The 24,869-nt window shown below is 61.7% G+C and carries 25 protein-coding genes; all 25 read right to left on the bottom strand.

Annotated elements, in window-relative coordinates:
* Positions 1 to 45 precede the first annotated feature (45 nt).
* Complete coding sequence (locus HU730_RS20760; RefSeq protein WP_096143459.1) at positions 46 to 837, bottom strand: CheW domain-containing protein; 792 nt, start codon at positions 835 to 837, stop codon at positions 46 to 48.
* A complete protein-coding gene (locus HU730_RS20755; RefSeq protein WP_014719332.1) occupies positions 837 to 1,625 on the bottom strand; it encodes a ParA family protein in 789 nt (262 codons plus the stop codon). The genes HU730_RS20760 and HU730_RS20755 overlap by 1 nt, the downstream gene beginning before the upstream one ends.
* Positions 1,626 to 1,676: 51 nt before the next feature.
* Entirely contained in the window at positions 1,677 to 2,564 is an 888-nt protein-coding gene (motD, locus tag HU730_RS20750; RefSeq protein ID WP_186527816.1) for a flagellar motor protein MotD, read from the bottom strand.
* 205 nt (positions 2,565 to 2,769) lie between these two features.
* Complete coding sequence (locus HU730_RS20745) at positions 2,770 to 3,510, bottom strand: flagellar motor protein (protein ID WP_003192902.1); 741 nt, start codon at positions 3,508 to 3,510, stop codon at positions 2,770 to 2,772.
* Positions 3,510 to 4,640: a chemotaxis response regulator protein-glutamate methylesterase gene (locus HU730_RS20740; RefSeq protein WP_034126798.1), complete on the bottom strand. Its 1,131-nt coding sequence runs from the start codon at positions 4,638 to 4,640 to the stop codon at positions 3,510 to 3,512. Before HU730_RS20740 ends, HU730_RS20745 begins: the two co-directional genes overlap by 1 nt.
* A 48-nt stretch (positions 4,641 to 4,688) precedes the next feature.
* The gene (locus HU730_RS20735) at positions 4,689 to 6,896 is read right to left on the bottom strand and encodes a chemotaxis protein CheA (RefSeq protein WP_186527815.1); all 2,208 of its coding nucleotides are present in this window, start codon (positions 6,894 to 6,896) and stop codon (positions 4,689 to 4,691) included.
* Positions 6,897 to 6,907: 11 nt separating this feature from the next.
* Positions 6,908 to 7,696, bottom strand: a complete 789-nt coding sequence (locus HU730_RS20730; RefSeq protein ID WP_003192906.1) for a protein phosphatase CheZ — start codon at positions 7,694 to 7,696, stop codon at positions 6,908 to 6,910.
* 18 nt (positions 7,697 to 7,714) lie between these two features.
* Positions 7,715 to 8,089 (bottom strand): chemotaxis response regulator CheY, encoded by a 375-nt coding sequence (locus tag HU730_RS20725; protein WP_003192908.1) that lies wholly within the window; start codon positions 8,087 to 8,089, stop codon positions 7,715 to 7,717.
* A gap of 167 nt (positions 8,090 to 8,256) precedes the next feature.
* Entirely contained in the window at positions 8,257 to 8,997 is a 741-nt protein-coding gene (fliA, locus tag HU730_RS20720; protein WP_003192909.1) for an RNA polymerase sigma factor FliA, read from the bottom strand.
* Positions 8,994 to 9,827: a flagellar synthesis regulator FleN gene (gene fleN, locus HU730_RS20715; protein ID WP_003192912.1), complete on the bottom strand. Its 834-nt coding sequence runs from the start codon at positions 9,825 to 9,827 to the stop codon at positions 8,994 to 8,996. Before fleN ends, fliA begins: the two co-directional genes overlap by 4 nt.
* Before the next feature lie 105 nt (positions 9,828 to 9,932).
* Entirely contained in the window at positions 9,933 to 11,249 is a 1,317-nt protein-coding gene (gene flhF, locus HU730_RS20710) for a flagellar biosynthesis protein FlhF (protein ID WP_003192914.1), read from the bottom strand.
* An 11-nt stretch (positions 11,250 to 11,260) separates the two neighbouring features.
* Entirely contained in the window at positions 11,261 to 13,375 is a 2,115-nt protein-coding gene (gene flhA / locus HU730_RS20705) for a flagellar biosynthesis protein FlhA (protein ID WP_034126796.1), read from the bottom strand.
* A 1,003-nt stretch (positions 13,376 to 14,378) separates the two neighbouring features.
* Entirely contained in the window at positions 14,379 to 14,582 is a 204-nt protein-coding gene (locus HU730_RS20700; RefSeq protein WP_034126795.1) for a cold-shock protein, read from the bottom strand.
* A gap of 782 nt (positions 14,583 to 15,364) precedes the next feature.
* Positions 15,365 to 16,501 carry a flagellar biosynthesis protein FlhB gene (gene flhB / locus HU730_RS20690; protein ID WP_054920172.1) on the bottom strand — a complete coding sequence of 379 codons (1,137 nt, stop codon included), beginning with the start codon at positions 16,499 to 16,501 and terminating at the stop codon, positions 15,365 to 15,367.
* Between the two features lie 3 nt (positions 16,502 to 16,504).
* Entirely contained in the window at positions 16,505 to 17,290 is a 786-nt protein-coding gene (fliR, locus tag HU730_RS20685; protein WP_034126792.1) for a flagellar biosynthetic protein FliR, read from the bottom strand.
* Between the two features lie 4 nt (positions 17,291 to 17,294).
* Positions 17,295 to 17,564 carry a flagellar biosynthesis protein FliQ gene (gene fliQ / locus HU730_RS20680; protein ID WP_003192936.1) on the bottom strand — a complete coding sequence of 90 codons (270 nt, stop codon included), beginning with the start codon at positions 17,562 to 17,564 and terminating at the stop codon, positions 17,295 to 17,297.
* A gap of 4 nt (positions 17,565 to 17,568) precedes the next feature.
* Positions 17,569 to 18,312 carry a flagellar type III secretion system pore protein FliP gene (gene fliP, locus HU730_RS20675; protein WP_003192937.1) on the bottom strand — a complete coding sequence of 248 codons (744 nt, stop codon included), beginning with the start codon at positions 18,310 to 18,312 and terminating at the stop codon, positions 17,569 to 17,571.
* Positions 18,312 to 18,746 carry a flagellar biosynthetic protein FliO gene (gene fliO, locus HU730_RS20670; RefSeq protein ID WP_034126791.1) on the bottom strand — a complete coding sequence of 145 codons (435 nt, stop codon included), beginning with the start codon at positions 18,744 to 18,746 and terminating at the stop codon, positions 18,312 to 18,314. Before fliO ends, fliP begins: the two co-directional genes overlap by 1 nt.
* 1 nt (position 18,747) lies before the next feature.
* Positions 18,748 to 19,215, bottom strand: a complete 468-nt coding sequence (gene fliN, locus HU730_RS20665) for a flagellar motor switch protein FliN (protein ID WP_003192941.1) — start codon at positions 19,213 to 19,215, stop codon at positions 18,748 to 18,750.
* A gap of 43 nt (positions 19,216 to 19,258) precedes the next feature.
* Positions 19,259 to 20,227 (bottom strand): flagellar motor switch protein FliM, encoded by a 969-nt coding sequence (gene fliM / locus HU730_RS20660; protein WP_014719344.1) that lies wholly within the window; start codon positions 20,225 to 20,227, stop codon positions 19,259 to 19,261.
* Positions 20,228 to 20,236: 9 nt separating this feature from the next.
* Complete coding sequence (gene fliL / locus HU730_RS20655) at positions 20,237 to 20,737, bottom strand: flagellar basal body-associated protein FliL (RefSeq protein WP_019818373.1); 501 nt, start codon at positions 20,735 to 20,737, stop codon at positions 20,237 to 20,239.
* A 253-nt stretch (positions 20,738 to 20,990) separates the two neighbouring features.
* Positions 20,991 to 22,298 carry a flagellar hook-length control protein FliK gene (locus HU730_RS20650; protein WP_186527795.1) on the bottom strand — a complete coding sequence of 436 codons (1,308 nt, stop codon included), beginning with the start codon at positions 22,296 to 22,298 and terminating at the stop codon, positions 20,991 to 20,993.
* An 84-nt stretch (positions 22,299 to 22,382) separates the two neighbouring features.
* Complete coding sequence (locus tag HU730_RS20645) at positions 22,383 to 22,730, bottom strand: Hpt domain-containing protein (RefSeq protein WP_014719347.1); 348 nt, start codon at positions 22,728 to 22,730, stop codon at positions 22,383 to 22,385.
* A 30-nt stretch (positions 22,731 to 22,760) separates the two neighbouring features.
* The gene (locus HU730_RS20640; protein WP_186527794.1) at positions 22,761 to 24,479 is read right to left on the bottom strand and encodes a fused response regulator/phosphatase; all 1,719 of its coding nucleotides are present in this window, start codon (positions 24,477 to 24,479) and stop codon (positions 22,761 to 22,763) included.
* Complete coding sequence (locus tag HU730_RS20635; protein ID WP_034126788.1) at positions 24,476 to 24,781, bottom strand: STAS domain-containing protein; 306 nt, start codon at positions 24,779 to 24,781, stop codon at positions 24,476 to 24,478. The genes HU730_RS20640 and HU730_RS20635 overlap by 4 nt, the downstream gene beginning before the upstream one ends.
* Positions 24,782 to 24,869 lie beyond the last annotated feature (88 nt).

The raw sequence follows: 24,869 nt of genomic DNA, 5'->3' as shown, positions 1-24,869 counted from the left end.
GTGTGTGCACGTAGGCCGCGCAACCGCACGGCCCTTATTGTTCAATCAACTGCGTTTGTTCTGTGGCATTGCTTTCACCGCACCGCTGGCGATCAACTCGGCCAGTTCGGCGACATCCAGCAACGCGCACATGTGTTCGATCACAGTGCCCGCCAGCCACGGCCGCTGGCCGCGGTGGCTGCGCCATTTGATTTCATTGGGGTCCAGGCGCAGCGAGCGGCTGACTTGATGCACCGCCAGCCCCCACTCGTAGCCCTGCACCGAGATCACGTATTGCAGGCCTTGGCGAAAATCATCGCGGTAGCGGTCGGGCATCACCCAGCGCGCCGTGTCCAGCACCTTGAGGTTGCCGGCCTGGCTGGGCAGGATGCCGAGGAACCACTCCGGCTGCCCGAACAGCGGCGTCAGCTCCTGGCCTTCCAGGGAATAGATCGAGCCCAGGCACACCAGCGGCACCGCCAGGGTCAACCCGGCAACGTCGAACAGCAGGCACTCGAACGGCTCGGCAGCCCATGAGGGCCGACCGTCGCCCGTCACCGGCGGCGGCGTGATGCTGGGAGGCAGGTGCACGTCCACCAGCGGTTCGACCACCGGGGGGGCCACCACTGCCGGGGCGCTCGGCACCACCACGGGCGCCTCCACCACCTGCGCATCCCGCGCCTGTTCTTCCATCACCGCCTGCTGGAATTCATCCAGCGGGCTTTCGGGTTCGACAGCAGGCTCAAGTACCAGAATCGGTTCTGGCAGTTCCTCGGCCGTCGCATCCTGCAGCAAGGCATCCAGGTAGGATTCCAGAGCCAGTTGCGGGCGGGTCTTGAATTCGACAGGACGGTTCATCACGCCACCTGCGCCACAAGCTGTTGCGACAGCAGGTGCTTGAGCAACGCACGGTAGGCCAGCACGCCACGGCTCTTGCCGTCGAACTGCGACGGTGTGAGCCCGGCACGGCTGGCGTCACGCAGGCGCGTGTCCACCGGGATGTAGCCATTCCAGATGGTGTCCGGGTAGGCATCGCGCAATACGCGCAAGGTGCCGAGGGACGCCTGGGTGCGACGGTCGAACAAGGTCGGCACGATACTGAACGGCAGCGCCTGCTTGCGCGAACGGTTGATCATCGCCAGGGTGCTGACCATACGCTCCAGGCCCTTGACCGCCAGGTGCTCGGTCTGCACCGGGATCACCAATTGCTGGCTGGCCGCCAACGCATTGACCATCAGCACGCCGAGCAACGGCGGGCTGTCGATGATCGCGTAATCGAAGTCCTGCCACAGCTGCGCCAGGGTCTTGGCGATCACCAGGCCCAGGCCGCTCTGGCCTGGCGACTGGCGCTCCAGGGTGGCCAGGGCAGTACTCGACGGGAGCAGGGAAATGCTCTCGTTGCTGGTGGGCAACAGCAGTTGCCCAGGCAGATCCGCCGGCACGCTGCCCTTGTGCAAAAACAAGTCATAGCAGCTGTGTTCCAGCGCATCCGGGTCGTAGCCGAAATAGCTGGTCATGGAACCGTGGGGGTCCAGGTCGACCACGACCACACGCTTGCCCGCTTCGGCCAGCAAGCCGGCCAAGGCGATGGAAGTGGTGGTCTTGCCGACCCCACCCTTTTGATTGGCAACTGCCCAGACTCTCATTCGGTTGGTTCCTCCCGGCGGGCACAGGCGCGACCGAGACATTGCATACGGTTATTGAGCCAGCGACGGAGAATTGACGTTACTCGGTCGGACCGGCGGCTTGACAACGGGCGGTGCAGTTTGTGTGCCAGCACGCTTCAACGCCGCATCCGGGGTGGCATTGGCAGTGCCAGTACCGGTCAGGCTGCGACGCACATCCAGGTTGCGCGAGACCACCAGCAACACCCGGCGGTTACGGGCGCGGCCTTCCACCGTGGCGTTATTGGCCACCGGCTGGAATTCACCATAGCCCACCGACGCCAGGCGCTGGGGGTTCACGCCCTGCATGGCCAACATGCGCACGATGCTCGACGCGCGGGCCGAGGACAGTTCCCAGTTGGTCGGGTACTGCGCGGTGCTGATGGGGAAATTGTCGGTGAAGCCTTCCACGTGGATCGGGTTTTCAAACGGTTTGAGGATCGCCGCCACCTTGTCGATGATCGTGAACGCCTGGTCACTAGGCAACGCATCGGCACTGGCGAACAACAGACTGGAGTTCAGCTCGATCTCCACCCACAACTCATTGCCGCGCACGGTCATCTGGTTGGAGCTGATCAGGTCGCCAAAGGCGGCACTGATATCGTCGGCGATACTTTTGAGCGGGTCGCTGGTGCCGCCGATGCCGGCGGCGGTTTCATCACTGTCATTGACCAGGGGCTTGGCCGGGGTCACCGTCTTGGGCCGCTCTTCGCCGATGGGGATCGGCTTGAGCGCCCGCTCGGCATCGTTGAACACGCCGACCAGCGCCTGGGAAATGATCTTGTACTTGCCTTCGTTGATCGACGAGATCGAGTACATCACCACGAAAAACGCGAACAGCAAGGTGATGAAGTCCGCGTAGGACACCAGCCAGCGTTCGTGGTTGACGTGTTCTTCAGGCTCGCGACGGCGACGGCTCATAGGCAAATACCTCCCTGACCGCTATTGGCCGCTCTACTGTGGCGAGCGAGCTTGCTCGCGCTGGGGCGCGAAGCGGCCCCCATCCAGGCAACGCGTTTGTTCAGACAGATTGCGGTACCTGGTTTTGGGGCTGCTTCGCAGCCCAGCGCGAGCAAGCTCGCTCGCCACATAAAGCTCACTGGCCACAGGTCAATGTGCATACCCATCAATCCATGAAGCCCTGAAGCTTCAATTCGATGGAGCGCGGGTTTTCGCCCTCGGCAATCGACAGGATGCCTTCGAGCAACATTTCGCGATAACGCGACTGGCGCATGGCAATCGACTTGAGCTTGCTGGCCACCGGCAGCAACACCAGGTTGGCACTGGCCACGCCGTAGATGGTCGCGACAAACGCCACGGCAATGCCGCTGCCCAGTTGCGAGGGGTCGGCCAGGTTGCCCATCACATGGATCAGGCCCATTACCGCGCCGATGATGCCGATGGTCGGCGCATAGCCGCCCATGCTTTCAAAGACTTTGGCGGCATTGATGTCACGGCTTTCCTGAGTGTAGAAATCCACTTCGAGGATGCTGCGGATCGCTTCCGGTTCGGCGCCATCGACCAATAGTTGCAGGCCTTTGCGCGCGTAGCTGTCAGGTTCGGCATCGGCCACGCCTTCCAGGCCCAGCAGGCCTTCCTTGCGGGCGGTGAGGCTCCAATTGACCACGCGGTCGATGCCGCCTGCCAGGTCGACCCGTGGCGGAAAAATGATCCACACCAGAATCTGCATGGCACGCTTGAACGAGCTCAGGGGCGACTGCAACAACGCCGCGCCCACGGTGCCACCGATCACGATCAGCGCTGCCGGGCCGTTGGCCAAGGCGCCGAGGTGGCCGCCTTCCAGGTAGTTGCCACCAATGATGGCGACAAATGCCATGGTGATGCCGATCAGGCTCAAGACATCCATCAGAGGCAGGCCTCCACCAGGTGCTTGCCGATGTCGTCCAGGCTGTAGACCGCATCGGCCAGGTCAGCCTTGACGATGGCCATGGGCATGCCATAGATCACGCAACTGGCTTCATCCTGGGCCCAGATGGCGCTACCGCCCTGTTTGAGCAGGCGCGCACCTTCACGGCCATCGGCGCCCATGCCGGTGAGCACCACCGCCAGAACTTTGTCGCCGTAGGACTTGGCTGCAGAACCGAAGGTGATGTCCACGCACGGCTTATAGTTCAGGCGCTCATCGCCCGGCAGGATTTTGATCGCGCCACGCCCATCCACCATCATCTGCTTGCCGCCCGGCGCCAGCAGTGCCAGGCCAGGACGCAGGATGTCGCCATCCTCGGCTTCCTTGACGGTGATACGGCACAGCTTGTCCAGGCGCTCGGCGAAGGCTTTGGTGAACGCCGCCGGCATGTGTTGCACCAGCACAATCGGCGCCGGGAAGTTGGCCGGCAGTTGGGTCAGCACCCGCTGCAAGGCCACCGGGCCGCCGGTGGAGGTGCCGATGGCGACCAGTTTGTAAGCCTTGCGCTTGGGCGCGGGCGAATGCGCACTCGGCGCTGCGGCGGCACGTACCGGTGCGACCGCAGGCCGGGCCACGGGCGCAGGCGCCGGGCGCGCAAACGACGAGGTCGGCGCCGCTGCTGCGGGCGCAGGCGTGGCAGCTGGCGCGGGCGTGCTGAACAAGCTGCGACGGTTACTGCGGGAAATGCTGTGCACCTTCTCGCACAGCATCTGCTTGACCTTGTCGGGGTTGCGCGAGATGTCTTCGAAATTCTTCGGCAAAAAATCCACCGCGCCGGCATCCAAGGCGTCGAGGGTCACCCGCGCGCCTTCGTGAGTCAGCGACGAAAACATCAATACCGGTGTGGGGCAGCGTTGCATGATGTGGCGCACGGCCGTGATGCCATCCATCATCGGCATCTCGTAGTCCATGGTGATCACGTCCGGCTTCAAGGCAATGGCTTGATCGATCGCCTCTTTGCCGTTGGTGGCCGTGCCGACCACCTGGATCGTTGGATCAGCGGAAAGAATTTCCGAGACGCGGCGGCGGAAGAAACCCGAATCGTCCACCACCAGGACCTTGACTGCCATAAACACTCCGTTAGGCGGGGCGGGCATGACCGCCCTGCCCCACCAGAATCAAATACGCCGTGCGGCGTAACGCTTGAGCATGCTCGGAACATCGAGAATCAGTGCGATGCGACCGTCACCGGTAATGGTTGCGCCCGACATGCCCGGGGTGCCCTGCAGCATCTTGCCCAAAGGCTTGATCACCACTTCTTCCTGGCCCACCAGTTGGTCGACCACAAAGCCGATGCGCTGGGTACCCACGGACAGAATCACCACATGGCCTTCGCGCTGTTCTTCATGGGCGGCCGAGGCCACCAGCCAGCGCTTGAGGTAGAACAGCGGCAACGCTTTGTCGCGCACGATCACCACTTCCTGGCCGTCCACCACGTTGGTGCGCGACAGGTCGAGGTGGAAGATCTCGTTGACGTTGACCAGCGGGAAGGCGAACGCCTGGTTGCCCAGCATCACCATCAGGGTCGGCATGATCGCCAGGGTCAACGGCACCTTGATGACGATCTTGGAGCCCTGGCCCTTGGTCGAGTAGATATTGATCGAGCCGTTGAGCTGGCTGATCTTGGTCTTCACCACGTCCATGCCCACGCCACGCCCGGACACGTCGGAGATCTCGGTCTTGGTCGAAAAGCCCGGGGCAAAGATCAGGTTGTAGCACTCGGTGTCGGTCAGGCGGTCGGCGGCGTCCTTGTCCATCACGCCGCGCTTGACCGCGATATTGCGCAAGATGGTCGGGTCCATGCCTTTGCCGTCATCGGTGATCGACAGCAGGATGTGGTCGCCCTCTTGCTCCGCCGCCAAAATCACCTTGCCGTTGCGGGACTTGCCGGCGGCTTCGCGTTCTTCCGGGGTTTCTACCCCGTGGTCGACCGCGTTGCGCACCAAGTGGACCAGCGGGTCGGCCAGGGCCTCGACGAGGTTTTTGTCGAGGTCGGTTTCTTCGCCCACCAGCTCCAGGTTGATTTCTTTCTTGAGCTGGCGCGCCAGGTCGCGAACCAGGCGCGGGAAACGGCCGAAGACTTTCTTGATCGGCTGCATCCGCGTTTTCATCACCGCGGTTTGCAGGTCGGCGGTGACCACGTCGAGGTTCGACACGGCCTTCTGCATGGCTTCGTCGCCACTGTTAAGGCCCAGGCGCACCAGGCGGTTACGCACCAGCACCAGTTCGCCCACCATGTTCATGATGTCGTCAAGGCGCGCGGTATCCACGCGCACGGTGGTTTCGGCTTCGCTGGCGGGTTTTTCCGCAGCAGCCGGCGTGGCTGCACGCGCAGGGGCCGGGGCGGCGGCAGGTGCTGGCTTGGCAGCCGGCGCAGGTTTGGCAGCAACCGGTGCCGCAGTGGCAGCGGCTGGCGCTGTAACCTGGGCGGCAGCGGCCGGGGCCACTTCGCTGAACTTGCCTTTGCCGTGCAACTCGTCGAGCAGGGCTTCGAATTCGTGATCGGAGATCAGCCCATCATCGGCAGGTGCTGTGCTGGCCGCTGGCGCAGCGGCGGCAGTGGCCGCCACCTCGGGCAAGGCTTCGGCCACAAAGGTGCCTTTGCCATGCAGTTGGTCGAGCAGTGCCTCGAACTCGTCGTCGGTGATGTCGGTGCTGGCGTTGGCAGCGGGTGCTTCTGGCGCAGCTGCAGGCGGGGCCACGGCATCTGCTGCGAACTGGCCTTTGCCGTGCAACTGGTCGAGCAACGACTCGAATTCGGCGTCGGTAATGTCTTCACTGCTCGGCGTCGCGGCAGGCTGCACCGGCGCTTCAGCTTCGGCCTTGACCGCGCTGAGGGAGTTGAGCAGTTGTTCGAACTCACTGTCGGTCACGTCCGGCTCGGCTTGCGCCACCGGCTCCGGCGCAGCCTCGACCACCGGCACAGCCGCGGTGTCGGCAGGTTCGGCCAGGCGCGCCAGGGCGGCCAGCAGTTCCGGGGTGGCAGCGGTGATCGGTGCACGTTCACGCACCTGGCTGAACATCCCGTTGACCGCATCCAGTGCTTCGAGAATCACGTCCATCAATTCCGAGTCGACGTGACGCTCACCCTTGCGCAGGATGTCGAAGACGTTCTCGGCGATGTGGCAGCACTCCACCAGCTCATGGAGCTGGAGGAAGCCGGCGCCCCCTTTTACAGTGTGAAAACCGCGAAAAATTGCATTGAGCAGGTTCGCATCATCCGGTCGGCTTTCCAGCTCGACCAGTTGTTCGGACAGTTGCTCTAGAATTTCGCCGGCCTCTACAAGGAAATCCTGAAGGATTTCTTCATCGGCGCCGAAGCTCATGTGGGTGCTCCTTAGAAGCCTAAACTGGATAACAGGTCATCTACGTCATCCTGACCTGACACAACGTCTTCACGTTTATCGGCATGAATCTGCGGACCTTCACCCTTGGCGAGATGTTTTTGTGGATCTTTTTCCGAGAGGATCGCTTCGCGGTCATGTTCGATGCCGGCAAAACGATCGACCTGGCCGGCCATCAGCACCAATTTGAGCAAGTTGCTTTCCACTTCGGTGACCAACTGGGTCACGCGCTTGATCACCTGGCCGGTGAGGTCCTGGTAATCCTGGGCCAGCAGGATGTCGTTGAGGTTGCTGGCCACCGTGCGGTTTTCCTGTTCGCTGCGCGACAGGAACCCGTCGACGCGACGCGCCAATTCACGAAACTCTTCAGCGCCCACTTCGCGGCGCATGAAGCGGCCCCAGTCCTGGCTCAAGGCCTGGGCTTCGGTGGCCATGCCGTTGACCAGAGGCGTGGCGTTTTCCACCAGGTCCATGGTGCGGTTGGCCGCCGCCTCAGTCAGTCTGACCACATAGGACAGGCGCTCAGTGGCATCAGTGATCTGGGAAATTTCTTCGGCCTGGGGCATGCGCGGGTCAATCTGGAAATTGACGATTGCGCTGTGCAGCTCGCGTGTGAGCTTGCCCACTTCCTGGTACAGGCCGCGGTCACGGGTCTGGTTAAGCTCATGGATCAACTGCACCGCATCGGCGAACTGGCCTTTTTCCAGGCTGTCGACCAACTGGTGAGCATGTTTTTTCAGGGTCGACTCAAAGTCGCCCTGTGACGTTTCGTTATGCTCCATAGCTCCCCCGCGATGGCATTAGCCGTGGATGCGTTCGAAGATTTTCTCGATCTTCTCTTTCAAGGCCAGTGCCGTGAATGGCTTGACCACGTAACCGTTGACCCCGGCTTGGGCGGCTTCGATGATCTGTTCGCGCTTGGCTTCGGCGGTCACCATCAGCACAGGCAGGCTGCGTAGCTTTTCATCGGCGCGCACATGGCGCAGCAGGTCGATACCGGTCATGCCCGGCATGTTCCAGTCGGTCACCAGAAAGTCGATGCTCCCGCTGTTGAGAATCGGAATGGCCGTCAGGCCGTCATCCGCCTCGACCGTGTTGGTGAACCCAAGGTCACGCAACAGGTTTTTTATGATCCGCCGCATCGTTGAGAAGTCATCAACGATGAGGATTTTCATGTTCTTGTCCAATTCGACCTCCAAGCAGTCTTAAACGCGCCCAGCACCTGGACGCGCCATTTCAATCAACAGGCGTTACACAAAAAGGACTGCCCAGGGCACCACGGCACACAGCCGCGAAACCTTGCGATCTCACGGCAGCGTCTGCAGTGCCCCCACACTGCCTGTCAGCGCGCGCGCCACTCGGCCAATCGGCCCCGCAAGCGGGCTGCGCACTGGCTATGCAACTGGCTGACACGCGATTCGCTGACCCCCAGGACCTCACCGATTTCCTTGAGGTTCAGCTCTTCGTCGTAGTACAGCGCCAGCACCAGCCGCTCACGCTCTGGCAAATTGGCGATTGCATCGGCCAACGCGCCCTGGAAACGTTCATCTTCCAGGTCGCGCGACGGCTCCGTATGCGCGCTCGCGCCGTCCTCGTGCAGCCCTTCGTGCTCGCCGTCCTGTAAAAGGTCGTCGAAACTGAACAGGCGGCTGCCCAAGGTATCGTTCAAAATCCCGTAGTAATCGTCGAGACTCAATTGGAGTTCGGCCGCAACTTCATGATCTTTAGCGTCACGGCCGGTTTTTGCTTCAATTGCACGAATTGCATCGCTGACCATGCGCGTATTGCGGTGTACCGAACGCGGCGCCCAATCGCCTTTACGCACTTCATCGAGCATCGCGCCACGGATACGGATACCCGCATACGTTTCGAAACTGGCACCCTTGCTGGCGTCGTATTTGGTCGAGACTTCAAGCAGGCCGATCATGCCGGCCTGGATCAAGTCTTCGACCTGCACACTCGCGGGCAGGCGCGCCAACAGGTGATAGGCAATGCGCTTGACCAACGGCGCATAGCGCTCGATCAATTCGCCCTGGCTGTCACGTGCCGACTTTTTGTAAAGGTTGTAGCCGCTGGATGTCATAGCACCGGTCCTGCGCTCGTCTGATGCACCAAACGCTCGACGAAAAACTCCAGATGCCCCCGCGGGTTGGCGGGCAACGGCCAGGTATCGACCTTCTGGGCAATGGCCTTGAACGCCAGTGCGCATTTCGAACGAGGGAACGCTTCGTAGACCGCACGCTGCTTTTGCACGGCCTTGCGCACACACTCGTCATAGGGAACTGCGCCGACGTATTGTAAAGCCACATCGAGGAAGCGATCCGTGACCTTGGTCAACTTGGCGAACAGGTTGCGCCCTTCCTGCGGGCTCTGGGCCATGTTGGCCAACACGCGAAAGCGGTTCATGCCGTAGTCACGGTTAAGCAGTTTGATCAGCGCATAGGCGTCGGTGATAGAGGTGGGTTCGTCGCACACCACCAACAGCACTTCCTGCGCTGCGCGCACAAAGCTGACCACCGACTCGCCGATCCCGGCGGCGGTGTCGATCACCAGCACGTCGAGGTTGTCGCCGATGTCGCTGAACGCCTGGATCAGCCCGGCATGCTGCGCGGGGCTCAGGTGCACCATGCTCTGGGTGCCCGAGGCCGCCGGCACGATGCGAATGCCTCCGGGGCCCTGGAGCAGCACGTCGCGCAGCTCACAACGGCCTTCGATCACATCGGCCAGGGTATGTTTGGGTGTCAGCCCCAGCAGAACGTCCACGTTCGCCAAGCCCAGGTCAGCATCCAGCAGCATGACGCGACGGCCAAGCTCTGCCAGGGCCAGGGACAAATTCACTGACACGTTAGTTTTCCCGACGCCACCTTTGCCGCCGGTCACCGCGATCACCTGTACGGGATGCATGCTGCCCATTTTATTTCTTTACCTTGTCTTGCTTAGACGCAGGCTACATGGCTTGGCCGCGTGAATCGCTTGCAGACCATCGATGTAGGTACATTTCACGGTGTTCATCCTGCCTCAACCCACCCGTTTAGCCGGGTGGTGGTAAAGGTCGGCGAACATATCGGCCATCGCTTCCTCGCTAGGCTCGTCTTGCATTTGCACACTCACGGCACGGCTGACCAACTGATGACGGCGCGGCAGATGCAGATCATCCGGGATCCGCGGCCCGTCGGTGAGGTAGGCAACCGGTAATTCATGGCTGATGGCCAGGCTCAACACCTCGCCCAGGCTCGCGGTTTCATCGAGCTTGGTGAGGATGCAACCGGCCAGGCCGCAACGCTTGTAACTGTGATAAGCAGCGGTAAGAACCTGTTTCTGGCTGGTGGTTGCAAGCACCAGGTAATTTTTTGACTTGATGCCTCGCCCGGCCAGGCTTTCGAGCTGCATGCGCAGCGCCGGATCACTGGCTTGCAGGCCGGCGGTATCAATCAGCACCACGCGCTTGCGCAGCAACGGGTCGAGGGCATTGGCCAGGGACTGGCCCGGGTCGACATGGGTTACCGGCACGTTGAGGATGCGGCCCAGGGTCTTGAGCTGCTCCTGAGCGCCGATACGGTAACTGTCCATGCTCACCAGGGCGATATTCTGCGCGCCGTATTTAAGCACGTAACGGGCCGCAAGCTTTGCCAGGGTGGTGGTCTTGCCCATGCCGGCGGGGCCGACCATGGCGATTACACCGCCCTCTTCCAGGGGTTCGATTTCCGGCGTGGCAATCATGCGCGCCAAGTGCGCCAGCAGCATGCGCCAGGCCTGGCGCGGCTCTTCGACTTCAGCGGTCAAGGCCAGCAGGTCGCGGGACAACGGGCCGGACAGGCCGATGCGTTGCAGGCGACGCCAGAGGTTGGCTTGCTGCGGCTTGCTGCCTTGCAGTTGGGTCCAGGCCAGCGAGCCGAGCTGCACTTCGAGCAATTCACGCAGGCCGTTGAGTTCAAAACGCATCGAGTCAATCACGCGCTGGTCAACTGCGGCAGCCGGGGCAGGCGCTGCAGGACGCGGCGGTTCGACAAAGGTGGGTTCAACCAGCGGCTCGGCGGCGGTCAGCGGCAGGCCGGCAAACAACTGGCGATTGGTGCTGGCATCGCTGTCGCCACGCATGCTCAGTTCAGCCTGGGCCGACACAATGCGCGAGGCGGTCTTGCGCAGCTCGTCTTCGAGCTCCATGTTTGGCACGCGCGGGGCCAGCGCCTGGGGCGTGTAATCCAGGGCAGCCGTCAGCTCGACACCGCCGGCAATCCGACGGTTACCGATAATCGCGGCATCGGCGCCCAGCTCATCACGGACCAGTTTCATGGCCTGACGCATATCGGCGGCGAAAAAACGCTTAACTTGCATAACCCACTACCTCAGCCATTGGGCCCAACTGTCGCGACAATAGTCACTTGCTTATTGTCAGGAATTTCCTGGTAAGCCAACACGTGCAAATTCGGTACGGCCAGGCGTCCGAACCGCGACAACATCGCGCGAACCGGGCCGGCCACCAGCAGGATCACCGGGTTGCCCTGCATTTCCTGGCGCTGTGCGGCGTCGATCAACGAACGCTGCAGCTTTTCAGCCATGCTTGGCTCCAGTAAAACGCCCTCTTCCTGGCCTTGCCCTGCCTTCTGAATACTATTGAGCAATATTTGTTCCAACCTGGGCTCCAGGGTGATCACAGGCAGCTCCGACTCAGTCCCTACAATGCTTTGCACGATTGCGCGGGACACGCCGACACGCACCGCCGCCACCAGAGCGGCAGTATCTTGACTCTTGGCGGCATTGTTGGCGATGGCCTCGGCAATGCTGCGAATGTCGCGCACGGGCACCTGTTCGGCCAACAGCGCTTGCAACACCTTGAGCAACTGCGACAGTGACAGCACGCCAGGCACCAGCTCTTCGGCCAGTTTTGGCGACGATTTGGCCAGCAAGCCCATCAATTGCTGGACTTCCTCGTGGCCGATCAACTCGTGGGAGTGCTTGTAGAGAATCTGGTTGAGGTGCGTGGCGACCACGGTGCTGGCATCCACCACGGTGTAACCGAGGGACTGCGCCTGGCTGCGCTGGCTGACTTCGATCCACACCGCTTCCAGGCCGAAAGCCGGATCTTTGGCGGTAATGCCGTTGAGGGTACCGAACACTTGGCCGGGGTTGATCGCCAGTTCGCGGTCCGGGTAGATCTCGGCTTCGGCCAGGATTACCCCCATCAGCGTCAGGCGATAAGCGCTGGGGGCCAGGTCGAGGTTGTCACGGATATGCACCGTGGGCATCAAGAAACCCAGGTCCTGGGACAGCTTCTTGCGCACACCCTTGATCCGCGCCAGCAGTTGCCCACCCTGGTTGCGGTCGACCAGCGGGATCAGGCGGTAACCGACTTCCAGGCCGATCATGTCGATGGGCGTGACGTCGTCCCAGCCCAATTCCTTGGTTTCCTGGGCGCGGGCCGGGGATGGCAGCAGCTCCTGTTGACGGGCGATTTCCTGCTGGGCCTGGACTTTGACCTGGTTCTGCTTTTTCCAGAACAGGTACGCCGCACCACCCGCCAGGGCCGCCATGCTCAGGAACGAAAAGTGCGGCATGCCCGGCACAATGCCCATGATCGCCATGATGCCCGCCGCCACGGCCAGGGCCTTGGGCGAAGCGAACATCTGCCGACTGATCTGCTTGCCCATGTCTTCGGAGCCCGAAGCACGGGTAACCATGATGGCCGCCGCTGTGGATAACAACAGTGATGGCAATTGCGCCACTAAACCGTCACCGATGGTCAGCAAGGCATACACCTTGCCGGCATCGCCGAATGTCATGCCGTGCTGAAACATACCGACGGCCACGCCGCCGATCAGGTTGATGAACAGAATCAACAGGCCGGCGATGGCGTCGCCGCGCACAAACTTGCTGGCACCGTCCATGGAGCCGTAGAACTCGGCTTCCTGGGCGACTTCCGCCCGACGGGCCTTGGCTTGGCCCTGGTCGATCAGGCCGGCGTTGAGGTCGGCGTCGATGGCCATCTGCTTGCCGGGCATGGCGTCGAGGGTAAACCGAGCGCTCACCTCGGAAATCCGCCCGGCGCCCTTGGTCACCACCACGAAGTTGATGATCATCAGGATCGCGAACACCACGATACCGACCACGTAGTTACCGCCGATGACCACCTCACCGAAGGCCTGGATCACCTTGCCGGCGGCGGCGTGGCCGTCCTGGCCGTGGAGCATCACCACCCGCGTGGAAGCGACGTTCAATGCCAGGCGCAGCAGGGTCGCCACCAGCAGAATCGTCGGGAACACCGCGAAATCCAGCGGCCGCAAGGCGTACACGCACACCAGCAACACGACGACGGACAGGGCAATGTTGAAGGTAAAGAACACGTCGAGCAGGAACGGCGGCATCGGCAACATCATCATTGCCAGCATCACCAGCAACAACAACGGCACACCCAGATTGCCCCGCGACAGGTCAGTCAGGGTGCCACGGGCCGTGTTGAGCATTTGAGAGCGATCTACCACCGGTATTCCTCGGGTCCTTGAAGCAAAGTTTTGACGCTGGAGGGCGACTTGGAGGCGGGGTTGCAAGAAGCCTTCCAACTTTGCTTTCGGGGCCGATTTTCGAGTGGTAACCGATTCAAGTGTGGGAGCTGGCTTGCCTGCGATTGCGGTGTGCCAGGCGCACGACTTGAGCACTCTGCAAGGGTGACGCAGAGCGTCACGCGATGCGTTCCCACGCGGGAGCGTGGGAACGATCAAGAGGCTTGATACCTGAGGCTAGAACAATAACGCGGTTCCCTCGATCATTCCCACGCTCTGCGCGGGAATGCCGCCTGGGACGCTCCGCGTCCCGAGCCAGGCGCACGACTTGAGCACTCTGCAAGGGTGACGCAGAGCGTCACGCGATGCGTTCCCACGCGGGAGCGCGGGAACGATCAAGAGGCTTGATACCTGAGGCTAGAACAATAACGCGGTTCCCTGGATCATTCCCACGCTCTGCGTGGGAATGCCGCCTGGGACGCTCCGCGTCCCGAGCCAGGCGCACGACTTGAGCACTCTGCAAGGGTGACGCAGAGCGTCACGCGATGCGTTCCCCACGCGGGAGCGTGGGAACGATCAAGAGGCTTGATACCTGAGGCTAGAACAATAACGCGGTTCCCTCGATCATTCCCACGCTCTGCGTGGGAATGCCGCCTGGGACGCTCCGCGTCCCCAGCCAGGCGCACGACTTGAGCACTCTGCAAGGGTGACGCAGAGCGTCACGCGATGCGCTCCCCACTCGGGAGCGTGGGAACGATCAAGAGGCTTGATACCTGAGGCTAGAACAATAACGCGGTTCCCTCGATCACTCCCACGCTCTGCGTGGGAATGCCGCCTGGGACGCTCCGCGTCCCGAGCCAAGCGCACGACTTGAGCACTCTGCAAGGGTGACGCAGAGCGTCACGCGATGCGTTCCCACGCGGGAGCGTGGGAACGATCAAGCCAGCACCCACATGTGATCGAGTTTTTAAACTGGCCGCACATTCTCAGCCTGGGGGCCCTTTGGTCCTTGCGTGATGTCAAATTCTACTTTTTGGTTTTCAGCCAGGGTTTTTAGCCCCTGCGACTGGATTACCGAGTAATGGACGAAAACGTCATCCCCCCCATCCTCCTGGGCAATAAAGCCAAATCCCTTCTCCGCGTTAAACCATTTCACAGTACCCGCTGCCATTGCCGCTCTCCTTACACTTACTCAGAACCCAACTCACCCCGGTGACGCACCCTGACGGGCAACGCATAGACGCCCTTGGGCCGATGGACCATTTGAAACCTCAGTTGCTTACCCACCGACAACGCTGTGCAACGCCAATCCTTGCGATTGATAAATACCTCTTCTGCCTCATCATCCAATTCGATCAGCCAATCGCCCCTGACCCAGTCATAGGATTTGACAGTTCCTGTAGCCACCTTCAATCCCGCTCTCCCTGCATCTCGTTGACTACATACGCGCAGTGTTTGGTTCAGTCATAGAACAACGGGAAACATCCTTTGGCTACTGTCAAAGTTGACAGGTAGACGCGAGCTGCCGATGGGTGGTAGCGGTGGAACAGCAGAAGATTCATGCATCCGAGGGTTTCTTGCGCTTGCGGGGTTTTCGCGGTTTGGGAGGGGTGGGTGGAACGTTACCGTGTTGAGCGCCTGTCGACTGAACGGCAACCTCGTTGCCATCGCGATCCCGGGCAATAAAGCCGATGCCTTTGACCGCATCAAACCACCTGACCGTACCCCTATCCATCACCGCCTCCCGAGTCGTGCAGAGCTGCACGTCTCATCGCTGTATCAAACAGTGAAGGCGGCGTAATGGCTACTGTCAAAGTTGACAGGTAAACGGCACACCACTGTAGGAGCGAGCTTGCTCGCGGAGATGGGTAACGATAACGCGGGGAGCCAGGATGAACGCGACGACGGTGAGTTTTTCGCGAGCAAGCTCGCTCCTACAGTGAGCAGCAGCGTTCAGGAATCGCGACGCAGGTCCGGCGGGATCGGCAAATCCTTGAGCGGATCAGGCCGCTTGCCCTTGCCGGCGCGGTATTGACGGATTTGGTAAACGTAGGCCAGTACCTGTGCAACGGCCAGGTACAAGCCGGCCGGGATTTCCTGGTCCAGATCGGTGGAGTAGAAAATCGAGCGCGCCAATGCTGGCGACTCCAATAACAGAATGTCGTTGGCCACCGCGATTTCGCGGATTTTCAACGCGGTAAAATCACTACCCTTGGCCAGCAGCATCGGTGCGCCGCCCTTCTCCGGGTCGTACTTAAGCGCTACGGCGTAGTGAGTCGGGTTGGTGATGACCACATCGGCGTCGGGCACCGAGGCCATCATCTTGCGCTGGGACATTTCCCGCTGCAGTTGGCGGATGCGTTGCTTGACCTCGGGGCGGCCTTCCTGGTCCTTGTGCTCGTCGCGCACTTCCTGCTTGGTCATCAGCAGTTTCTTGTGGCTTTCCCACAACTGGATCGGCGCATCCACGGCGGCGATGAGGATCAGCCCGGCCGCCATCCACAGCGCACTCCAGCCCACCACTTGCACGCTGTGGATGATCGCTGATTCCAGCGGCTCATGGGCAATGCGCAGCAAATCGTCGATGTCGGACGATAACACCGCCAGCGCCACGAACAGAATCAGGAAAAACTTGGCCAGGGCCTTGAGCAATTCCACCAGGGCCTTGGCGGAAAACATGCGCTTGAGCCCCGCCCCCGGGTTCATGCGGCTGAACTTGGGCGCCATGCTGCCCGCGGCAAACAGCCAACCGCCGAGGGCCACCGGGCCGATCAGCGCGGCCAGCAACAAGGTGATCAGGATAGGCTGCACCGCCAGCAGCGCGATTTTGCCCGAGTGCAGCAGGTACTGGCCCATGGCATCGGGGTTGAGCAGCACTTCGCGAGGCAAGCTGAAGTTGTGCTTCATCATCTCCAGCAGGTCCAACGCCAGGCCACCGCCGTAGATCAGCAAGGCGCCTGCGCCGGCGATCATGGTGGCGAAGGTGTTGAGCTCTTTGGAGCGCGCGATCTCGCCCTTTTCCCTGGAGTCCTTTTTACGTTTCTCCGTGGGGTCTTCTGTTTTGTCCTGACCACTCTCGCTCTCGGCCATGGCTCAGCGCGCCCGTGCCAGGTCACGTAAGAACTGCAAGGCATCGGTGGCCAGCGGTTGATACTGATTGAGAATGTCAGCCAGGCCGACCCAGAAAATCCCCATACCCAACACCAGGGTCAGCGGGAAACCAATCGAGAAAATATTCAGTTGCGGCGCCGCACGGGTCATCACGCCGAAGGCGATATTGACCACCAGGAGCGCAGTGATCGCCGGCAGCACCAGCAACAGCGAAGCCCCCAGTACCCAGCCGAGGCGCCCCACCAGCTCCCAGAAATGGTTGACCACCAACCCCGAGCCCACCGGCAAGGTGGTGAAGCTTTCGGTCAAGACTTCGAACGCCACCAGATGACCGTTCATGGCCAGAAACAGCAAGGTCACCAGCATGGTCAGGAACTGCCCGATCACCGCCGCCGACACGCCGTTGGTGGGGTCGACCATGGACGCGAAGCCCATGCCCATCTGGATCGAGATGATTTGCCCGGCGATCACAAACGCCTGGAAGAACAGCATGAGGGAAAACCCCAGCATGGCACCGATCAGAATCTGTTCGGCAATCAGCAGCAAGGCGCTCAGATCGAGAGCGTTCACCGGCGGCATCGGCGGTAGGCCAGGCACGATTACCACGGTGATCGCCACCGCGAAATACAGGCGCACACGACGCGGAACCAGGGTGGTGCCGAACACCGGCATGGCCATCAGCATCGCCGTGACGCGAAACAGCGGCAGGATGAACGAGGCCACCCAGGTACTGATCTGGGTGTCGGTCAAGGCCAGCAAGGATTGCATCGGCTCAGCCGATCAACTGCGGAATACTGCCGTACAACTGCAGGATGTATTCCATGAAGGTTTGCACCAGCCACGGGCCGGCGACAATCAGGGTCACCAGCATCACCAGCAGTCGCGGCAGGAAGCTCAGGGTCTGTTCGTTGATCTGGGTGGCGGCCTGGAACATCGCCACCAGCAGGCCGACCAACAGGCTCGGTACCACCAGCACGGCGACCATCAGGGTGGTCAGCCACAGCGCTTCACGGAACAGGTCGACGGCGACTTCTGGCGTCATAGCGCTATACCCCTCCGAAACTGCCGGCCAGGGTGCCAATAATCAGCGCCCAACCGTCCACCAGCACAAACAGCATGATCTTGAACGGCAACGAGATGATCAGCGGCGACAGCATCATCATACCCATGGCCATCAACACGCTCGCCACCACCAAGTCGATGATCAGGAACGGGATGAAGATCATGAAACCGATCTGGAACGCGGTCTTCAATTCGGAGGTGACGAACGCGGGTACCAGGATGGTCAGCGGTGCCTGGTCCGGGGTGGCGATGTCGGTGCGCTTGGACAGGCGCATGAACAGCTCAAGGTCGCTGGAGCGGGTTTGCGACAGCATGAAGTCCTTGATCGGGCCCTGGGCCTTGTCGATGGCATCCTGGGCTGTGAGCTTTTCCGCCAGATAAGGTTGCAGGGCTTGCTGGTTCACCTTGTCGAACACCGGCGCCATGATGAACAGTGTCAAAAACAGTGCCATGCCGGTGAGGATCTGGTTCGACGGCGTCTGCTGCAGGCCCAGGGCCTGGCGCAGGATCGAGAAGACGATGATGATCCGCGTAAAGCTGGTCATCAGCATGACGAACGCTGGGATGAAACTCAGCGCCGTCATGATCAGCAGGATCTGCAGGCTGACCGAATATTCCTGGGCGCCCGCCGCGTTGGTGCCCAGGGTGATCGCCGGGATCGACAACGGGTCGGCGCCCAGGGCCATCGGCGCGGCCAGCAACAGCATGAGCGTCAACAAAACGCGCATTACTTCTTATCCTTCTGATCCTTGCCCAGCAACTCCATCAGGCGCTGGGCGAATTCTGGCGTGGCGGCTTCGGTCTTGACCGCGTCCACCGGGGTCTTGAGTACATGCAGCGGGGTGATGCGGCCGGGGGTGATGCCGAGCAGGATCTGCTCTTCGCCCACTTGCACCAGCACCAGCCGATCACGCGGGCCGAGGGCGCGCGAGCCCACCAGCTCTATCACCTGGCCGTTGCCCGGGCCGATGCGCTGCACGCGGCGCATCAACCAGGCCAGCAGGAAGATCAGGCCGATCACCAGCAACAGGCCCAGCACCAGTTGCGTCAACTGCCCGCCGACGCTGCCGACCGCTGGCGCCGCAGCCACCTGCGCCACCGGCTCGGCCGCCAAGGCGCTCAATGGCAGCGCCAGCAACAGTCCCGCCATCGAGTACTTCATCTCAGCGCAACTTCTTGATGCGTTCGCTCGGGCTGATCACGTCGGTCAGGCGGATGCCGAACTTCTCGTTGACCACCACCACCTCGCCATGGGCAATCAGGGTGCCGTTGACCAGCACGTCCAATGGCTCGCCGGCCAGGCGGTCCAGTTCGATCACCGAGCCCTGGTTGAGCTGCAACAGGTTGCGGATGTTGATTTCGGTGCTGCCCACTTCCATGGAAATCGACACCGGGATGTCGAGGATCACATCCAGGTTCGGGCCATCGAGGCTCACCGGGTCGTTGTTCTTCGGCACGCTGCCGAATTCTTCCATGGCCAGGCGGTTGCCGGCCGGCGCGGTGGCGGCGTCGGCGGCCAGCAGCGCGTCGATGTCGTCCTGGCCAACATCGCCGGTTTCTTCCAGGGCCGCAGCCCACTCGTCAGCCAGGGCCTGGTCTTCGGCGGAAGTGTTTTCGTGTTCGGTAGCCATTACATGTCCTCGGCGCAGCAAACAATCATGAATTGGGGTTGAATCAGCGGCGGTTGATCGGCTCAACCACTTGCAGCGCCAGGTTGCCCTTGTGGGAACCGAGCTTGACCTTGAACGACGGCACGCCGTTGGCGCGCATGATCAACTCTTCCGGCAAGTCGACGGGGATGATGTCCCCAGGCGCCATGTGCAAAATATCCCGCAGGCGCAACTGACGGCGGGCCACGGTGGCGCTCAGCGGCACGTCGACGTCCAGCAGGTCTTCGCGCAGGGCCTTGACCCAGCGTTCGTCCTGATCGTCGAGGTCGGACTGGAAGCCGGCGTCGAGCATTTCGCGCACCGGTTCGATCATCGAGTAAGGCATGGTCACGTGCAGGTCGCCGCCACCGCCATCGAGTTCGATGTGGAAGGTCGACACCACAATGGCCTCGCTGGGGCCGACGATGTTGGCCATGGCCGGGTTCACTTCCGAGTTGATGTACTCGAAATTGACTTCCATGATCGCCTGCCAGGCTTCCTTCAAGTCGATGAAGGCCTGCTCCAGCACCATGCGCACCACCCGCAGTTCGGTGGGGGTGAATTCACGGCCTTCGATCTTGGCGTGACGGCCGTCGCCACCGAAGAAGTTGTCCACCAGCTTGAACACCAGCTTGGCGTCGAGGATGAACAGCGCAGTGCCGCGCAACGGCTTGATCTTGACCAGGTTGAGGCTGGTGGGCACGTACAGCGAGTGCACGTACTCACCGAACTTCATCACCTGCACGCCGCCCACGGCCACGTCCGCCGAGCGGCGCAGCATGTTGAACATGCTGATGCGGGTGTAGCGGGCAAAGCGTTCGTTGATCATCTCCAGGGTCGGCATGCGTCCCCGCACGATGCGATCCTGGCTGGTCAGGTCATAACTTTTGACGCTGCCGGGTTCGGCAGCCATTTCGGTCTGTACCAGACCATCGTCCACGCCATGCAACAGCGCGTCGATTTCATCCTGGGACAGCAGGTCTTGCACGGCCATGTCGTGATCCTACTGCAATACGAAGTTAGTGAAGAGCGCCTGCTCGACCACGACTTTGCCGAGTTCTTTCTGGGCCACTTCCTGCACGCTGGCAGTGACCTTCTGGCGCAGCATTTCCTGGCCGACTGGCGTGGCCAGGCTGTCGAAGCTCTGCCCGGAGAACAGCATCACCAGGTTGTTGCGGATCACCGGCATATGCACTTTGAGGGCATCCAGGTCCGCCTGGTTGCGCGCCAGCAAGGTGATGCTCACCTGCAGGTAGCGTTGACGACCATTCTGGTTGTAGTTGGCGACAAAGGCCGGAAGCATCTGCTCGAAGATTGCCGGTTGCTTGACGTTCGTGGCAGTTTCGGCTGTGGGCGCCGGTTTACTCGCACTGCTGTGCATGATGTACCAGGTGCCGCCCACCGAGGCACCGATCGCCAGGAGCAGGCCCAGCACAATCAACAGGATCAGCTTGAGCTTGCCTTTGCCTGCGGGGGGAGTTGCTGCGTCGTCGCTCTTCGCCATGCCAATAATCCGTCACTATTCGGGGATTCGTAGATCTATGGCAAGGCAAGAGCAAGTGTTATGCCAGAGTTGTCTGGCAGGCGCAGGAAGATGATCGTTCCCACGCTCTGCGTGGGAATGCATCTTGTGACGCTTCGCGTCACCGTGTGCAATGGTCGAAAACATCGCCGACTTCGGGACGCGGAGCGTCCGGGGCGGCATTCCCACGCAGAGCGTGGGAACGATCAGCCACTGACCGGGTTTGAGCAGGAAGTCAGGCGTAGTAGTCGACGGCGCTGGAGCCGATCACGCTCTGGCTCACGGGCGCTGCCACTTCGGCCACATCCACAGGGCCACCGGCGTCGCCGCTGTCAGCGCGCCTGCCGCTGCTACTGACGCCTCGCGCCTGGCTCTGCTGTTGCTGCTGGTCCTGGCCCCGCGACTGGTCGGAGACATTCACATCCACCTGCCCCATGCCCTGCTGGGCAAACATCTCGCGCAAACGGCCAGACTGGCTTTCCAGCGCTTCACGCACCACCGCATGGCCGCTCATGAAGTTGACCTGGGCCTGCTGGTCCGCCGTCATGTTGACCTTGATGTCCAGGCGCCCCAGCTCAGCGGGCTGCAACTGGATCTCAGCCGACTTGAGGTTGGCGCTGGACAGATACATCACGCGGTTGACCACCTCCTCGGTCCAGCCGCTCTGGTGCATGGCCAGGGGCGCATTGGGGACGGGCGGCAAGGCATTCGCGGTTTTCGGCGTGGCCGCCTGGGTCAGCGCCGCCAGGCGGTTGGCGAAGTCATCCACACGGGTGTCGCTGCTGGCGTTCTTGAGGTCCTTGAGGCCGTCATCGATCAGCGCGCCGAAGGCCTTTTCGCCTCCCTGATCGGTGCTGTCCTTGGTGGCTTGCTGGTCGACCATGTTGGCCAGGCCGGCGGCAAAGCTCTGCGCGGCGGTCGGCTGGTCCTGGGTGGTGGGCGCGGCTTTCTGCGGCGCCTGGCTGCTGGCCGAGACATGACCGCCCTGCTCCATCGCCAGGCGCACGGCCGGCATCGAATCCAGCGGGTCGGCCTCAGGGTCGAAGGTTGGCTGCTTGGGCTCCTCGGTTACCGCAATGAGCGGCGGCTGGGCGTTGTCATCTGCGGCCGTGACGGCAGGCGCTTGTACCGGCACAGGCACCGCCACAGGCGTCACGGTAGCAACCAGCGCCGGGTCGGCAACCGGTTGCAACGCCAGGGACGGGTCGGCAGGTTGCTCGCCTTCACTGTCAGCGTGGTCGTCGCTCTTGGCCGGCTTGGCAGGCAAGGGATTGCCGCTATCGGCAACCGCTGGCGCGCTGGCGGCAGGTTTATCGTCGCCGGCGGCCGGTTTGGCGCTGGCATCAGAAGCCTTGTCGCGCACCGGTTTGGCTGGCGCGTCGTCGCTCTTGGCCTGCGGCTTGGCAGCTTGTTTGGCAAACACTTGAGCGAAGCCAGCGCCCTTGTCCCGCGGAGCCGCAGGCGCTACGGCAGGCGTGGCGGCCGGCGCTTGAGGCTTGGCCGCAGCGGCAGCCTGAAGAAGCGAATTGGGAGCGACTGGCATAAGTAAGGGTCTCCACTGCATGGGGTCGGGAATGCAGTCTGTGGAGGTAGAGCAAGAGTCGGGCCAAGTCAGGCCGATAAAATATCAAACCCCAGAAAACCGCTCCCGTTCATGCTCATAAAGCGGCCGAACCAGCGCAAACTCACGATCAATCTGATCCACCAACGCCCCCAAGTCGGAAGCAGACTTGAAGGACTCGGTCTCCAACCGCTCACACAACGTTGCCAACCGCAGCGCCCCCAAGTTGCCACTGCTGCCCTTGAAGCTGTGTGCGATGCGCCCCAACGTCTTGGCGTCGTCCCGCGCCTTGCGCAGCGCTTGCACGCGCTCTTCAGAATCATGCAGAAAGGTGTCCAGCAGCGTGGGGTATTCGCTTTCCATGACTTCCTGCAAACCCGACAACACCTCGGGGTCCATATGAATCTCAGCCACTTGCTCGCTCCTTGATCAAGAATCGGCGGATTATGCCAGAGCCGCCCAACAAAACTCCACGCAGACAGTGCGCCCGCCATCGGACCAGCCTACAGCGCTGCTCAGTTGACGCACCAGGCTCAGTCCCCGACCAGACAGACGGTCGATGTCCACGGGGCGCGCCAGCTCTTGCTCCACATCAAAACCCTGCCCGCTGTCTTCGAGGCGCAAGGTCAGTTTGCCGCCCTTGTCGGTGGGCACCACCTGCATATGCACGCGCACATAGCCGCTGTCCAACTGCGCCAGGCGCTCATGGCGCTGGCGATAATACTGCGCAAACCCTTGGGCATCGCGCTTGAGGCGTGAGTCCAGGCCCAGTACGCCATGCTCCAGCGCGTTGGAATACAACTCGGCCATCACACTGTAAAGCGCCCCGCTCTGCTCACGCAGGCCGTGGATCTCCAACAGCAGTTGCAGCAGGTACGGCAGCGGGTTGTAAGTCCTGAGCGTCTGGGCGCGGAATTCGAAACTCACCGACCAATCCAGCGGGCACGACTGGCCGCTGTCGGCATACATCGGTTCTGCCGCCCGCAAGGGTTGGCCCGCCTGCAACGTGATCTCGACCATGCTGACGTCATCGCGCGCCTGGCCGCGAAAGGCCGCCAGGGCCTGCTCGATGTCCTCGAACAGGCGGTCGGGCTCGCGGTTGGCGGCGAACACCTGCTGCAAGCGCTCGGCACCGAACAGTTGATCGTTGGCGTCAGCGGTGTCCAGCACGCCGTCGGAGAGCAGGAATACCCGGTCGCCCAACGCCATGGGCCAGACCTCGGTGCTGTCATCGAACGCCTCTGCCGACAACACCCCCAACGGCAGGTGCCGCGACATCAATGGCGTGCGCCTGCCCGTGGCGACTTCATGCACATAGCCTTCGGGCATGCCGCCGTTCCACACCTCCACCGCACGCCGCTGGGCGCTCAGGCACAGCAAGGTGGCACAGCAGAACATGTCTACCGGCAGGATACGTTTGAGCTTGGCGTTCATTTCCCGCAGGGTCTGCGTGAGGCCATAGCCCTTGGCGGCCATGCCGTAGAACACCTCGGCCAGGGGCATGGCGCCGATGGCGGCCGGCAAGCCATGGCCAGTGAAATCCCCTAGCAGCACGTGCATATCGCCGGACGGTGTGTAGGCCGCCAGCAACAGGTCACCGTTGAACAACGCATAAGGCGATTGCAGGTAGCGGATATTCGGCGCGGCGTTGATGCAACCGGAATGGGCGACCTTGTCGAACACCGCCTTGGCCGCCCGCTGCTCATGCATCAGGTGTTCGTGATGCCTGGCGATCAGGTCACGCTGTTGCAAAACCGTGGCTTGCAGGCGGCGCAGGCGGTCCATGGCGTTGATCTTGGCCGCCAGGATCAAGGGGTTATAGGGCTTGGGCAGAAAGTCATCGCCGCCGGCGTCCAGGCACTGGGCCAGGGCTTCGCTTTCGCGCAGCGACGTGAGGAAGATGATCGGCACCAGCGCCTCCCCCGCCAGTTGCTTGATCTGCCGCGCGGCTTCAAAGCCATCCATGACCGGCATCAGTGCGTCCATCAACACCAGTTGCGGACGCTCGCGGGCAAACATCTCAATCGCTTCGGCGCCATTGCTGACAGTCAGCACCTGATGGCCCTGGCGGCGGATGATGCTCGCCAGCAACAGGCGGTCGGCGGCGCTGTCTTCGGCGATCAGGATGGTCAGCGCCTCCAGGACAGGGGCCAGGGCGCTCAATTGATATCGAACAGTTTGTCGAAGTTGGAGATGGCGAGGATCTTGCGCACGTCGTTGCTGCTGTTGATCACTCTGACTTCGGCGTCATCACCGCCGGCATGATCCCGTAGCAACAGCAGCATGCCGAGGGCTGAACTGTCCATATAGGTGGCATCCTTGAGGTCGACGATATAGGTCTCGGGGACCTTGTAGAAACGCTCGTAGGCTTCCCGAAACGCCTGGTGGCTGCCGAAATCGAACCGGCCCTTGATTGCGATCGTCAACTTCTTCCCGTCCAGGGATACTTCTGACTCGACTGACATGTGACTGCTTCCTTGTCATTGCACTAGACACAAGGTGTAGCAGTTGAAGAGCATCTGAGCAACACAGTGAATCAACTGTGGGAGCTGG

The organism is Pseudomonas sp. SWRI22, assembly GCF_014268395.2.
Taxonomy (GTDB): domain Bacteria; phylum Pseudomonadota; class Gammaproteobacteria; order Pseudomonadales; family Pseudomonadaceae; genus Aquipseudomonas; species Aquipseudomonas paracarnis.
The sequence above is the reverse complement of the archived record's forward strand: the minus strand, read 5'-3'. Positions and strand labels throughout refer to the sequence as shown.